At 52.4% G+C, this 13,441-nt stretch carries 12 protein-coding genes; 1 reads left to right on the top strand and 11 read right to left on the bottom strand.

Going from position 1 to position 13,441, the window contains the following annotated elements:
- Positions 1-151 precede the first annotated feature (151 nt).
- The 6 genes from Pr1d_RS22325 to Pr1d_RS22300 form a co-directional block, all read right to left on the bottom strand.
- Positions 152-1,099 (bottom strand): PEP-CTERM sorting domain-containing protein, encoded by a 948-nt coding sequence (locus Pr1d_RS22325; RefSeq protein ID WP_148075603.1) that lies wholly within the window; start codon positions 1,097-1,099, stop codon positions 152-154.
- 76 nt (positions 1,100-1,175) lie between these two features.
- A complete protein-coding gene (locus Pr1d_RS22320) occupies positions 1,176-2,498 on the bottom strand; it encodes a hypothetical protein (protein WP_148075602.1) in 1,323 nt (440 codons plus the stop codon).
- A gap of 156 nt (positions 2,499-2,654) precedes the next feature.
- Positions 2,655-3,647: a PEP-CTERM sorting domain-containing protein gene (locus Pr1d_RS22315; RefSeq protein ID WP_148075601.1), complete on the bottom strand. Its 993-nt coding sequence runs from the start codon at positions 3,645-3,647 to the stop codon at positions 2,655-2,657.
- Positions 3,648-3,720: 73 nt separating this feature from the next.
- On the bottom strand, positions 3,721-5,025 hold the full coding sequence (locus Pr1d_RS22310) for a hypothetical protein (protein ID WP_148075600.1): 1,305 nt from the start codon (positions 5,023-5,025) through the stop codon (positions 3,721-3,723).
- A 501-nt stretch (positions 5,026-5,526) separates the two neighbouring features.
- On the bottom strand, positions 5,527-5,907 hold the full coding sequence (locus tag Pr1d_RS22305; protein ID WP_148075599.1) for a hypothetical protein: 381 nt from the start codon (positions 5,905-5,907) through the stop codon (positions 5,527-5,529).
- Between the two features lie 55 nt (positions 5,908-5,962).
- The gene (locus Pr1d_RS22300; protein ID WP_148076490.1) at positions 5,963-7,012 is read right to left on the bottom strand and encodes a DUF1559 domain-containing protein; all 1,050 of its coding nucleotides are present in this window, start codon (positions 7,010-7,012) and stop codon (positions 5,963-5,965) included.
- A 267-nt stretch (positions 7,013-7,279) separates the two neighbouring features.
- On the opposite strand from Pr1d_RS22300, the gene Pr1d_RS22295 reads away from it, so the two are divergent.
- Complete coding sequence (locus Pr1d_RS22295; protein ID WP_148075598.1) at positions 7,280-7,570, top strand: hypothetical protein; 291 nt, start codon at positions 7,280-7,282, stop codon at positions 7,568-7,570.
- A gap of 12 nt (positions 7,571-7,582) precedes the next feature.
- Here Pr1d_RS22295 and Pr1d_RS22290 read toward each other — a convergent pair whose 3' ends face one another.
- The 5 genes from Pr1d_RS22290 to Pr1d_RS22270 all read right to left on the bottom strand — a co-directional run bounded on the left by Pr1d_RS22290 (position 7,583) and on the right by Pr1d_RS22270 (position 13,373).
- Complete coding sequence (locus tag Pr1d_RS22290; RefSeq protein ID WP_148075597.1) at positions 7,583-7,906, bottom strand: hypothetical protein; 324 nt, start codon at positions 7,904-7,906, stop codon at positions 7,583-7,585.
- A gap of 79 nt (positions 7,907-7,985) precedes the next feature.
- Positions 7,986-8,201, bottom strand: a complete 216-nt coding sequence (locus tag Pr1d_RS22285) for a hypothetical protein (RefSeq protein ID WP_148075596.1) — start codon at positions 8,199-8,201, stop codon at positions 7,986-7,988.
- 197 nt (positions 8,202-8,398) lie between these two features.
- On the bottom strand, positions 8,399-9,958 hold the full coding sequence (locus tag Pr1d_RS22280) for a hypothetical protein (RefSeq protein ID WP_148075595.1): 1,560 nt from the start codon (positions 9,956-9,958) through the stop codon (positions 8,399-8,401).
- A gap of 203 nt (positions 9,959-10,161) precedes the next feature.
- Positions 10,162-12,801, bottom strand: a complete 2,640-nt coding sequence (locus Pr1d_RS22275; RefSeq protein WP_148075594.1) for a serine/threonine protein kinase — start codon at positions 12,799-12,801, stop codon at positions 10,162-10,164.
- Positions 12,801-13,373, bottom strand: a complete 573-nt coding sequence (locus Pr1d_RS22270) for a sigma-70 family RNA polymerase sigma factor (RefSeq protein WP_148075593.1) — start codon at positions 13,371-13,373, stop codon at positions 12,801-12,803. Before Pr1d_RS22270 ends, Pr1d_RS22275 begins: the two co-directional genes overlap by 1 nt.
- Positions 13,374-13,441: the final 68 nt, after the last annotated feature.

The following is a 13,441-nucleotide window of genomic DNA, read 5'->3' as shown; positions in this document are numbered from 1 at the left end:
ATACCACGGCTCGAACGAGGCATTTTGCCCTCTGCGGTTCTCCGCAACACTCTGGATTCTGCTTGGGTCGATACTTTGCGGAAACAAAAAAGGCCCAGGAGGAAACTTGTCTCCTGCCTGGGCTTTAGGTTATCGAGGTAACAAGTGGAACTTAGCTGCGTTTGCGTCCTGCGGCAACCAAACCGAACAGGCTCAAGCCCAGCAGGGCGAAAGAGGCTGGTTCAGGGATGGCATCAACATTGACATTGTCGATCAACGTGAACAACAATGCCGCGTCATTCGCATCAGAGGACGATGTGGCGTTAATATCGGAGTGACCGAAGAAAATGTTATCACCACCAAGTGTGACAGTGGTCAGGTCAATGGTGGCGATCAGAGTTCCGTCAACACTCCAAGTGGCTGTCGTTCCCAATTTCTTTATCGAGACTTCATGCCATGCCATGCCAAAAGTTCCGACTTGGGTATTGCCAGTCTGTTGAGGAAACAAACCAAGTTGCGCGGCAGGCGAAGCAAGATTCCCAAAACCGGCGTAGTAGGGGTCTGGGGCATTACGACTTGCCGCCGCATAAATGGGATCGCCCTCAGCGTATGAAGTGGAAGCAGCCGTCGAATAGGCGCGCCAATCGGCCGATGAGCCGCCATCGCCAGTAGCAGCAAACCAGACACTATCTTGGACGCCGCCGGCCCATTGAGCAGTTGTTCCAGTCGTACCGATTCCAAAGGTCGCTAGATTGGTCGAACCACTGCCGCCACCAGGGAAAGGACCATTGAAGTTGGCCCAAGCATCAAATTCCACCACGTAATCGCCGGAGAAACTTTGTCCATTAGGCGATACGCTCATGCCGGAAAATATGCCATCGGTAAGATTTGCTTGCAGCTTCATTCCGCGGGTCGTGCCGGCAGAATTAGGTGCAGAAGGGATACCGACGGTACTGTAGTCGAAAAAGATGTCGTGCGCCTCATCGCTTGGGCCGTTGTTGACGGTCCAGTTAGCAGTGTCATCGACATCAAAGTTTTGGGTAAAAAGCGCAGCCCATGCGGAGCTACTGGCCGCTGCAACAAGCATTGCACTAAGGATAGGTACAAATCGATTCTTCATTAGACGGGTCCTTTCAAACAAACACAGGTGATAGATTCAAAGATTGAACTAAACGAAAGTAAAGCAATTTCCATATTTACGCACGATGCGAGGCAAACGCTCGACGTGGGGAGAACCATACAGAGGCCAACATTGCGGCAACGGCTAAGGAGGCCCAAGTAGTCGGTTCGGGTACGGCGGCAGCGTTTACTGAAAGTGGCGTCCCATATTGTCCCTGCCAAACTACCAGGTCGTCACCATTAACGTTTCCATCACCCGTGGCATCGCCATCGGCAAGTTGGGCCGACCCATCATTGATGCCAAAGCCGCGCTGCCAGGAGATGAAATCCTTGCCATCGACATCGCCATCTTCATCGAAGTCCGCATCGTCCATCGCCGTGAGGGCCGTGACTTCGATATTGTCCACCAAAGAGAATAACAGATCCATGGCACCGAGTTCGGTCGACGAGGTGTTGTTAAAATCGGTATGGCCAAATGAAATATTTCCCCCACCGACTTGATCTGCGAAAGGGGTAATGTCGACCGTGACGAGCTTGATTCCATTCACAAACCAGTCAACAATTTTACCGACTTTCCTGATTTCCACTTCGTTCCACTGAAAACCAGCGGTACCACCATTGATTACCCCGGTTTGGTCCGAGATTCCCGCGAAGAGATCAATCTGGGCCTGAGGAACCGTGCGTCCTGTGCCAACAGCATCGTTGTAGAGTGGCACACCTATGCCGGGCACGCCGTTCTCCGAACCAGGAACATTCTGTACGCCCGCATGGAAGGTGACGTTGGGACTTGAGTCGACTGTATAGCCGGACTGATCCTGATCCTCAACGGAATGAGCGCGATAGTCAAGGGATGATTCCCCTTCACCAGAGTAGGAAAAATGCAAGCCGTCCGAGGAGTAATTGGTCTGACTAAATGTACCTGCAGTGAGGATTCCGAAGGTAGTAAAGTTCGTCGAGCCGCCCCCGCCGATAGGGAAGGGGCCGATGGTATTCGCCCAGGAATCGAATTTCACGGAGTAATCCCCAGTCAGATTCAAGCCGTTGGGCGATGCACTGACACCACCCATGGCATCCGAGAACAGATCTGCTTGAAGTTTCAGGCCAGTCGTTGTGCCGCCCGTTGAATTAGGTGCCGATGGAATGCCTACCGTGCTGTAGTCGAAAGCGAAGCCCGAGAAATCGTCATTGACCCCATCTACGGGAAAAGGGAGTCTATCGAAATTCGTATCTATAGCCTTGGGGAAAATACCACCCGTATCTGCAAAGCCCACTCCAGCGTTTGCCGTCCAACGATTCATTGCCAGTCCATCGTCAAAGCTCTCCGAATAGAGTTGGGCGAACGTGGTACTCCCCGATGAAGCCAAGACGACAAACAAGACGAAAGAAATCGCAAGTTTCATTTTCGTACTCTTCATTATAAGTATCTCTCCATAAAGTTGGTTCTCTAGCCAAGGTCACAACCAAAAATCCCCCTCCCTGGATTACCAAGGAGGGGGGCTAAGGCCGTATCGCTATGTTCGACTTGTCTGACGTCGGAGCCAGACGAGGCAGAACTCTTACCGTCGCTTTCGTCCAGCAGCTACCAGACCCACCAAGCTAACACCCAGCAAGGCAAACGTGGCTGGCTCCGGGACACTGACAATGACGTTATCAACGAGGCCAAAAGTCACTGCAGGCGAAGGCGAAATCGAGCTAAAAAAGTCCGCGTAAAAAATCGAAATATTTCCGTCGGTAGGTACGACGTTCCCTGGATCAAGAACCGTCGTATCGTAGACGAGTATGTTTCTCCGCAGACCACTGTCGTTCACTAATTGATGGCGAACTTCGTTACCGTCGACTGAAATAATGTGGGTGAACCACTGGAAACCTGGGGAACCAGGTCGATTGTCGTTGGGAACTCCCGTTTGACCCTGGACGGCGGGAGGAACGCCTGAACCATCTGGGAAGAGGGATTCGTACTGGCCGGTTGGACCACAGCAAGTCGCATTGCGGCTACCAGCGGCCATATCTGCACCGTCGATAAACAGGGTGCCTTTGAAGCCGCGATAATCGCTGCCGGATCCTCCTTCGTTGGTGTAGATAAGCTGATGGCCCGAGCCGGCTAAACCGACATTATCAGCTGCCCCATCATATCCGATTCCCCCACCCAAGAATTCCGTGGTACCAGCGCCACCACCTTGCTCAGTATCGAACGTAGAGTAATTCATCCAGGCATCGAACCGCAGTTGATATTTTCCGGTAAAGCTTTGCCCCAGGGGATACAGGGTCAACCAAGCAGCAATGTCACCGGCATCGCCATCATTGGCAGTAAGCTTGAGGCCTGAGGTGGCAGTATCGCCTCCTTGGCTATTCGGTGCTTCGGGAATTCCATCTGCACTATAGTCATAGCCAAACGTTGCCGAGCTGTCGGCCTGGCCAATTCCTCCAGGCTTAACGATGCCCCAGCCAGCGCCACTTTCCATGGGATCGCTAAAAAGTTGTGCCGACGCCGAGTCGGACAGCAAGGCTACACAAAATGCAGCTGCTAGAAGTGATAGGGTTCGTTTCATTAGTTCGGTCCTTTCAATAAATCAAGGGTGAAGAAATCCAAAGTTAAACGTTACAGTAAAAAAACATAAACAATTAGATTCGAGATGTAGCAAGACACCTGCGTGGAGTGACCAGCACAAATCCCAATATAGCAGCAACGGCCAACGAGGCCCAAGTTGCTGGTTCCGGAACAGCAGCAAGATTAGCCGAGAGCGGAGTCGTATTATACTGATCCTGCCATACTACCAGGTCGTCACCATTAACATTGCCATCACCCGTGGCATCGCCGTCGGCAAGTTGGGCCGAACCATCGTCAATGCCGAAGCCCCGTTGCCAAGCAAGGAAATCCTTGCCATCCACATCACCATCCTCATCGAAGTCGGCATCGTCCATCGCAGTGAGTGCCGAAACTTCGACGTTGTCAATCAACCCAAACAGCAAGAACTGGGCATTGAAGTCCGTAGATGAACCTTGACCGGTATCGGAATAGCCAAACAAGATATTCCCACCACCAGGCTGATTAGTCACAAACTTCGACGCATCAACCTGAATTAAATCAAACCCATCCACAGACCACGTGATAATATCGCCACTCTTGGTGATCTCGTGATGTCGCCAGGCCATGCCTAATGCCCCCGCTTTCACAGCACCAGTCTGTTGAGGATACAGGCTTAATTGGGCAGCGGGTGCAGTAACCCCCCCCGTGAAAGGATCTCCCACAGGATCAGGAGCAGGATTGATGTTCAATCGATACAGGTCAGCTGTATTGTTGCGACTGTCGGCGAAATATACCGCAGCATCATCTTCAGGTGTAGTCCCTGGAACCTGATAGCTAACCGCACGATCCTGCGAGTAGGCACGATAGTCCGCCCCACTGTCGCCATCGCCCGTAGCGGCAAACCATACTCCGTCGGCCGTTCCAGGGAAGTTGCTCACTGTGCCAGAAGTCATGATGCCACCATAAGTCAGATTGGTCGTACCATTGAATCCTGAATCCAGCGGGCCATTGTAGTTTTGCCACATGTCGTAGCTGAGCACATAATCACCTGTAAAGTTCTGAGTGAGCGGAGAAACACTAAACCCACCAAAAGCATCACTGAACAGGTTGGCTTGCAATTTCATGCCAATAGTCGTACCCCCTGAGTTCGGTGCTGAAGGAATACCGACACTACTATAGTCAAAGGCAAAATCCGCGACAGTATCCATCGGCTTAGCGACTGCCGGATCCACTGTGAGATCAAGCCCCATGCCGGTAGTATTGTCCATCCACCGAGTGGATGCATTGAGATCGTCAAAAGTTTCCGTATAGAGCTGGCCAAGAGTTGCTTCTCCGGAAGACGCCAACACAAGGCCACACACAACGCAAGAGAGAGTAAGCTTCATATTCACAGTGTCCATCCCTTTATTCTCTTAAAATCATGATCCCACGGAATTGGTACAATCTCTTGAAATAACTTCACAAAACCAATTCAGTGCTTGAAATACCCAAATCTGTCCTGAGGCGGAAGAATTGATTGTAGCTACGGAGACTAATGCGAGAGCATCGCGAGGAAAAGTTATCCTGGGCGATAACAAGCATCAGACTCTATTCAACCTAACAGTTTATGCCACCGCCCAAAATCGGCACAAACCGCAAATTCTTTCGCACACACTTCCCATCATAACCCCAAACCCCAAAAATTCTAATTGATTGTGCGCATAAGTTTCTTTTTTCTGCGCACTTTTCCCAGATTCTGCTGCCAACGAGGGGATTGGCTGGCAGGATAAGCGTCGGGTTGATCTTGAGCCGAACCGAGTCAGTGCCCGTTCTGGCCTGAGCACCCTGGAGCTAAGCCACAAAATAGCAGGCGATTGTCGCAACTCGCTTCTACGAAAAGAGTTAAAGAGAATAGCGAGTTGTCAGCCTTGCCGATTCGCAAACACGAAGAGTGAGCCGCCGATGGTGAGGATAATTCCTAGCCATTTGACCGTACTGCCTGTCGAACCAGGACTATCGCGAGCATTCTCGAATTCCTCTTGCAGTAAGTCGAACTCTTTCTTGAGTTCGATGTGCGTCGACTTGAGTTCGGCAGGATTTGGTCCCGATTGCATATTGGGATTGTTTTCTGCTTGGACAATAGCAAATCGCAATCGCGTAATCTCGGAAGCCAATTCGCTTTTTCTCTCATTTTTCTCAGGGGTCCACACTCGAGAGGCGGGAAAGAGGCTGGACCAGGAGAAGCCAAGAACTACGAGCAGTAGGCCTACAATGACCGCGCTAGCGGGGAGAATTGTTTTCATGAAATCCTTTGCCGGATTCTTAGGGGTCTGAGTGTCGCGGTCATGCTTGGAAAGACTATTCCTGAAGAACCAATCCGTCATTAATACACACCAGACTGCCATAGATAACAGGGTCAATTTCGTCGACTACCCAGCGGACGCTCCCATCGATGTTCGCGCTATTGACCCCTCCGAAATGCAGGCTGCGCGAGGCAGCGATCGTTTCGCTGTTGCTAATACTCTTGCAAGGCATTCCTTCGAGAGCGGCTGCCGTTGACATAATGCTGTTGCATATATAAAGGTCATCGGCTTTAAGGCCTTGGGCGTTGGGCGTCATAACAAATTCCTCCCAGATCGGGTTCGGCACGTAATCAGGGGGATTCGACTGATTGCATATCCGCACATTGGAAGTGGTAGAATGCATGTCCGTGGCAAGCAGGCTGGATCCTGGCCAGGCGAGCGCCCACGCACCGCGCGAATCGAGCTGATCTTCACGGGTACGAACTTCGGAGAGCATCAAGGTATTGGAGGTGCCATCCCGTACGTTTGAGAGGGATTGTTCCTCGTTAATCAGGGCACCCTTGGCTAGAGCCATGCACTGGGAATGTTCGGGACTGACGAACGCAGCGTAATTGCCCTTGGCAAAAACCTTGTTGAATACTAGGACGTTCGACGTGAATGATCTTCCTTGCGCCTGATCCGTAGGGCATAGGAGCATCTGGATAAACTTTGTTTCAGGTGCCAAATTCGCATCTTGTTGGAAGGCGAGTTCATCCAAATCAAACTGATCGTACAGTCCTTGCTGTTCGATAAATGGCAAGATACGGACGATCCAACTGAGTCGCGAACCGGTGGCCTTCAGTTCGACTTTGTTATTGACCACGGGTAACTCAATCGAAGGTGGCAATGCCTTGTTTTGGCTTTCATAATTGAGCACAGCCAAGGCGAGGTTGTGCAAATTGTTCTGACATTGCATGCGTCGAGCCGCCTCACGGGCCGCCTGGATCGCAGGGAGTAACAGGGCTACCAAGACCCCGATAATTGCGATCACTACAAGAAGTTCCACAAGAGTGAAGCCCTTGCGTCGCTGGCGGAGACACTTGCGTGAGGTGAGTGTTAAAGACATCTCGGAATGATTCCTGTGGCTCTGGGGAAAACTGATCCAAACAAGATACCAATCATGTGCTTCCCGTTGCCTATTGTAAACGACCTGTTGCAATTGCAAAGCACAATCTCCGAAAAGCAAATTGAAACAATAGCAGATTGGTGCCCGATATCTAGAAGTCGCGCATGTGGATCGCACTAATGCGTAAGAGGTGTGACCTGGGTAGCTGGTCACAATGTTGTTTTCGTTTGCTGGGATACGGAATCTAATGCGACCGTCTAGGAAAACTTGCGTCCCTCTCTAAGGCTCACACACGACACGTCTTTAGAAGAACCGGTCGGCGAAAAACCGCAGTTCGCCGTCGAAGACGTGGTCGCCGGGCGTCAATGGGACGGCGTACGCGCCGGTGAACAGCGTCTTGCCGAACAGACTATGTCCACAAGGGTATTGGCGATTGAGAGCGCAGGAACGGCAATCGCCGATAGAACGTGGCTTGGATGCCAGTTACTGGAGATGACCGACGCAGAGCGACAAGGAATTCGAGATGCCCTTGATGGATTTAAAAACTTGGCTCTATGAACAATGAATGGTTCAGCAAGCAGCGGTAGGTAGCTGCAATTGGCTGAATCTAGAGCGGTAGCGAATCTTATCCCAAATACTTGCCGGGCGCAGTTTCGGATCACTCGCGTCGACAATATGGCTCTTGCCGCTCCGTGTCTTTAAGAGCAACTTCCCTTCCTTGAGAACCTCAGCAACGATCCAGCATTTTTCGACAACATAATAGTAGTCATCACCGTGGTGAGCAGCTTGAATATTTTGTGCCCGGCGGCTGGGCTGGGTGTTGCACTTCATGCGACGGAAGACTACACAGTCGCCTTTGTGAAATAGGGCTCGGTTTGACTTCTGGAGAATCATGGTTTCCTCTACCTTTCGTCTGACCATGGCACAGAGGAGCCTCAGCAGACTTGTATTATAGAGGACACGAATGCGCAAATCAATCTCTCATTAGATGATGGCGCTCAATCAGATACTGTTTGCCAGATTGCAAATCCATCAATCCACAAACATCGCGACCACCATTTTCGTACACTCGTTCCATTTTACGCCAACTTAATAAGAGACGGCGATACTCTTCTGGCTGTACATACGTCCGATCATAAGTATCGGATTGCTTGAGTCGCTGTTCAAAATGAGGTTCACGCAAAGTCATCGCAACGTCCTCACAAAACTTAAGTTTCACTGAGAATGAGAGCCGAGTGGTGTTGCGATTGTACCCGAGTCTGAGAAGCGATCCAAGTAGGCCTATTTTCGCAGATATTGTGCCAGCGCTCGACAATTCGAGTCTCAGCAACCGCTGAGAACATCCAGTTCCCGGCCAGAGCGAGTTAGCGAAGCGACGCTAGGGTTTTAGAAGAACCGGTTGGCAAAGAACCGCAGCTCGCCGTCGAATACCCGGTCGGCGGAAGTTAAAGGAACGGCATACCCGCCGGTGAAAAGGGTCTTGCCAATCAGCACGTGGCCACCGACTACCTCATTCACCAAATCGAGGTCTTGGCCAGGAGTACCGATCTGGAAGTTATCCACCACAATAGTGTCCGAGTCGTTGAGTGTTGTGGTGTAATGCGTTTCCATGGACCAGCCAATCCGCTTGAGCATGCTGCCGGGGGCATAGTTCTCGTAGCACCAGCTCCCGATGGCAAAGCTAAAAGTAAGCAGGTGCTGGTCTTGTAAGACACCTACTTTTTCCAGGCCAGTGCCATTCACATTGGCCAGGACGTCGTTGCCTGTACTGTCGAAATCCAGAGTCAGATAACTGAGCACGAAGGTGTTGCTCCGCTCTGGCGTGTACAAGGCAGCAATGTAAGGCAATAGATGAGTGGAGTCGTTTTCAACCTCGATGAGTTCCGTGCCGTTGGATAGGTTGACCTCCATGTCGTCTGCTGTGGGGACTGCCAAGCCCAAACCAGCGGCGAGGGCACATGTATCTGTGGATGTAAGCAGAAACTTGGAGATGAGTGCGAGGTTGCCGAACTCTGTGTTGGAGATATCAGTTACGCCGTCGGCCAGCATCGTGCTATCAAGTGTCTGCGCCATCGGAACCCGAACGTCGATCGAGGCCATCTTGTTGAGGAAGGTTTTCTCGAACCCAGGGGCGAAACGATTGACATCGACTCCCGTGGCATTGAGCGGAACATTGTGGAAATAGTTGTAGTCGAAGTAGACGCGATCTTTGGGCAACGGGCTGTTGTTGTCCTGGATGCGGACCCGACCCACAAAATCGGCAGCAGCCGGGTTGGGAAGCACGATCTCGTGCTCTTGAATGATGTTGTAGACCAGAGCATCAGAAATATCGGGTGTGACATCGAGCTCGTCATTGTAAACGTCTACGAAATCATCAAAGGTACTTTCCGCACGAAATATTCCAGGGATGTTGCTGCTCAACCCTTCGACCAGATCGGGAGCCGGCGGAGTGGGCCCAGGCACAAAAAAGGACCCTGGCGAGCTTCCTCCCGGTCCACCCACGTAGAGGACTTTCGGTCCGGTCTCATCAATGAGGTGAAAATCGTTCACTGAGGTAATGTGATGAACCGAACGACCAACAAAGAAGTCCATCTCGGCCATGTCATAGGATTGACCGACAAGATCGCCCATCATGTTCGGAGCACGGGCCAGACGAATCGCAAATGATTGCGGAGTACGCTGGCCACTGCCGCTGAGCGATGCTTGTCTGGCAGAGGTCCTTCCGGAACCAGTTGCCCGGGCACCTGATTGGAACTGGACAGGCATCGCCTGATTCAGATCGCTGCCGGTGGAGAAAAACGAGGCGTCGTAGACATCGGAGTAGTTTTGCTGTCTCTGTGGAGCAAAACTGCGTGCCGGCAATTGGCCAAGAGACGGTGTGGCTGTGAAACCACCTATCAAGAGTGCCAACAGCGAAAGCTGGACGTCAAACGATCGAACTAACATTAAGATTCCCCCCCGAGAACATAAGTGTGCGTCTTGAGTGGGTATCGGTTAGGGAAAGATTGAGGATTTAGAAAAACTTGCCGTCTGATGGGATTATGAAGGCTGCTAGCACAAGGGTTCGAAGCAATCCTAGCCGGAGGCACATCTGCCTCCGGGTTTTCCCCGGACCAAGGTGTTGGTCTGGCTAGGGAGAATCTGCTCGCCTACGTCGTTGACTCCAACCCTTGAAGCTCTTCGATCTTACGGTCGAGACGCTCGATGGTGTTCTCGATGATACTTCGGTCACCTCCTAGGATTTGTAGATCCACGAGCAAGTTTCTGGCGTGATTGAGTGCCTCGACAGCTTCTGGAACAAGCTCTGCTTGAGCGAGGGAATCTGCGATTGCAGTCGTATATTCGTAGAGCAGGTCTGCTGCTTTTTCATTCTCGGGATCGATTGCCAGCCCGTCGACCAACGAGTGGTGGAATTCGACCGTATAGTCGTAGCCTTCATTGTCTTGCAGCGCAAACAGGAGTTGCGACAACATGAACTGGGCTCTTGCCACTCCCTCGCGGTATTTGAAAACACTCGGATTGGTCATCAAGAGTTGCTGCATCACGTGCATGTTGCTCTTGTAAGCGGCTACCGCTTCATTGAACTCTCCCAACTGCACGTGGCTTTCGCCACAGAGCTGATAGCTTGTGGCCAACATCATCTGAGTCTCGGCGGATACCGATTCGACTGGAAGCGAGGCTATTGTTTCGGCTGCTTGGGAGCGGAGTTCCAGAGATTTGCGGAGTAGTGATTCGTAGGCTTCTGGATCTGAATTCGCCAGAGCCTCTGCTTCGGCATCGCGCAGGCGGGCCAACGCCGCCAACCCACGGGCAAGATCCTTTTGTACGAGTGGATCATTCTCCGCTTGCTCGTTTAGCTCGCGGAAGGTTTCGTTAGCTTCTTGCAGAAGTCGCTCGGCCTCGGCGAAGTCGGTGCCCTGCGGATTCTCGCGACCCTGGGCGACATGGCTCAAACCCAGATTCATCTTGGCGTTGGCCTCGAGTCTCTTCAGGTCGCGTCGGTTGGGGGACTCTGCCAGCGCCTGAGTACGGCAATCGAGACAATTCTGGGAATGCTCGCGCCATGAGTGCAGGCCAGCTTGGGCAACTTCATTCGCTTCGTCGAGCCGAACATTCCAGGCCTTTTCTCCTAGTTTGGCCAACTCATTATAAGTTGCGGCAAGTGCCATCCGGGAATCGATTGTGCTTGCTGGTTTATGCGCCAGGCCGGTTTGCGAAGAGATCGCTTTCTTGAAAGACTGTTCGGCTTCTTCGTCCATGCCGAGTGAGGACTGGACTCTGCCCAGCAGGTATGCCGCATTGGCTACATAGGCTGGTGAAATCTGGTCGGTGCTACTGAGCTCATCGTAATACTTCTCTGCGATGGTGAGCAGTCTGCGACGGACCTGTTGGGTGCCAGGTTCGTCAGAGAGATCGTTTTCACTGACTGAGATAAAAGCGTCGTCTAAAGCTCTTTCCAGCTGCCCGCGATTATATTCCGCCCTGCGGAGTGCTGACTTGGTTTGGATGGCAAAACTGATCGAGACGATCGTGGCGACAAGCATCGTGCCCATCACAGCGCCTATCAACGCAGCGACGAGCGTGTTTCGTTGACACCAACGATAGAATCGCATCCAAGGTCCGACAGCCCTGGCAGCGATGGGGAATCCTGAAAGATAACGCTCGAGATCATCCGCCATGGCACCTGCTGATTCGTAGCGATCCTCAGGCCGCTTGGCGAGGCTCTTCTCGCAGATCGTCCACAGGTCGAGTGGCACCGGAGAGCCGTGGAAGCTGAGTGGCTCGGGTGCGGCACTTTCTACTTTGCGAAGCGTCTCCATCAAGTTCTTGCCCACGAATGGTGGTGCACCGGAGAGCAGGGCATACAATGTCGCCCCCAAGGAGTAGACATCAGTGCGGTTCGAGATCTGGTCGACTTGCCCCTTCGCCTGCTCTGGGGCCATGTAGTTGGGTGTCCCCATCACTTGGCCCGTCATGGTGAGGCCTTCCTCTTCCTGCAGGACCTTGGCCAGTCCGAAATCCGTCAAGCGAGGCTGCCCTTCCTTGTCGACCATGATGTTGGCTGGTTTCAGGTCGCGATGAATCACGGCACGATCGTGGGCGTATTGCACTGCGCGACAAACTTTCTCAATCATCTGGGTGACACGCCGGGGATCGAGTCGCGGATTGTTGGCACCAACATACTTTGCCAGACTATCCCCCTCGACACATTCCATCGAGTAGTAGTGGGTTCCCTCGTGCTCTCCTACGTCGTAGACGGGTACGATGCCCGGATGGTTGAGTCGAGCGGCGGCCTCGGCTTCGATGTGGAAGCGGGCAATGTCCTCGGGAGCACACAGGCTTCCCGAACCGATCACTTTCAAGGCAACCGTGCGGCGGAGTTTTTTCTGATAAGCCTTATATACGACCCCCATTCCGCCGCGACCGAGTTGTTCGATGAGACTATAGTCGCCAAGTTCACCAATGTAGGAAGACTCCTCGATAGGTGCTGCTGTGGACATCGTGTTCATCGAGAGAGCATCTTCGCCCTCTCCGTTCTTATCCAGTGTAGGGAGGTTAGCCAGGCTGATGGTCTCTTCCAAGTCGGCTGAATTCTTGTGCTTGAGGCTCTTAAGAAAACTCCCTTTGTCGGCTGCTTCATGCGAGGTCAACAGGGCAACCACTTCTTGATGCAAGTGGGAGGATCTCTGGGCTAGTTCTTCAAGAAACACTTTGCGATCCTGTGGAGCAAGCGATACCACCTCGTTGAAAAGCTGTTTGACTTCATCCCAGCGCGTGTCTGGCATCATCAACCTCGTGTCAATTCGCGATAGAGCCAAGCCTTCGCCGAGGCAAAGTCTTGTTTCACTGTGCTGCTAGAGACTCCCAGCAGATCTGCAGTCTCTTCGACCGAATAACCTCCAAAATACCGCATTTCAACAATCTCTGCTTGCCGAGGATCGAGCAGGGCCAGCTTCTTGAGTGCTTCATGCAATGCAAGAACGTCGGTGTTGTCCCCCGAATCTGCGACGTGGTCGACTTCTACGGCAGAACGTTTCCAATCGTGACCACCCCGCTTGAGGGCTCGTCTGCTGCGTGCCCGATCGATCAACATTCGCCGCATCACCTTGGCGGCCACGATGTAGAAATGCTTACGGTCGTTTAGGTTATTCGCTTCGCCCGCCCGGACCAACTGGAGATAAGCATCGTGGACCAGAACGGTTGCCTGTAGGGTAATGCCCTCTTGCTCTTGGGCCAATTTCTTCTCGGCCATCTGATGCAGCTTTTGGTAGACAGCCTCCAATAGTTGCGGACCGGCGTCCGGATCCCCCTCCTGGGCGCGGCGGATCAGAACAGTTACTTCCGAAGGGGTATCGGACATTCGCCTAGGCTTCCAAAGGTCGCAATTTTGCCGGGTGCTGGTCCTGCCAGATGCTGAAGCGTCCGACT

Origin of the sequence: Bythopirellula goksoeyrii, from assembly GCF_008065115.1 — a bacterium.
In the GTDB taxonomy this organism is placed as follows: Bacteria; Planctomycetota; Planctomycetia; order Pirellulales; family Lacipirellulaceae; genus Bythopirellula; species Bythopirellula goksoeyrii.
This window is presented reverse-complemented; position numbering and strand designations above follow the sequence as displayed.

Bases quoted from the DNA above. Each gene is read 5' to 3' on its own strand.
- Pr1d_RS22325 (WP_148075603.1), bottom strand. From the start codon at position 1,099: ATGAAGAATCGATTTGTACCTATCCTTAGTGCAATGCTTGTTGCAGCG.
- Pr1d_RS22320 (WP_148075602.1), bottom strand. From the start codon at position 2,498: ATGAAACTTGCGATTTCTTTCGTCTTGTTTGTCGTCTTGGCTTCATCG.
- Pr1d_RS22315 (WP_148075601.1), bottom strand. From the start codon at position 3,647: ATGAAACGAACCCTATCACTTCTAGCAGCTGCATTTTGTGTAGCCTTG.
- Pr1d_RS22310 (WP_148075600.1), bottom strand. From the start codon at position 5,025: ATGGACACTGTGAATATGAAGCTTACTCTCTCTTGCGTTGTGTGTGGC.
- Pr1d_RS22305 (WP_148075599.1), bottom strand. From the start codon at position 5,907: ATGAAAACAATTCTCCCCGCTAGCGCGGTCATTGTAGGCCTACTGCTC.
- Pr1d_RS22300 (WP_148076490.1), bottom strand. From the start codon at position 7,012: ATGTCTTTAACACTCACCTCACGCAAGTGTCTCCGCCAGCGACGCAAG.
- Pr1d_RS22290 (WP_148075597.1), bottom strand. From the start codon at position 7,906: ATGATTCTCCAGAAGTCAAACCGAGCCCTATTTCACAAAGGCGACTGT.
- Pr1d_RS22285 (WP_148075596.1), bottom strand. From the start codon at position 8,201: ATGACTTTGCGTGAACCTCATTTTGAACAGCGACTCAAGCAATCCGAT.
- Pr1d_RS22280 (WP_148075595.1), bottom strand. From the start codon at position 9,958: ATGTTAGTTCGATCGTTTGACGTCCAGCTTTCGCTGTTGGCACTCTTG.
- Pr1d_RS22275 (WP_148075594.1), bottom strand. From the start codon at position 12,801: ATGATGCCAGACACGCGCTGGGATGAAGTCAAACAGCTTTTCAACGAG.
- Pr1d_RS22270 (WP_148075593.1), bottom strand. From the start codon at position 13,373: ATGTCCGATACCCCTTCGGAAGTAACTGTTCTGATCCGCCGCGCCCAG.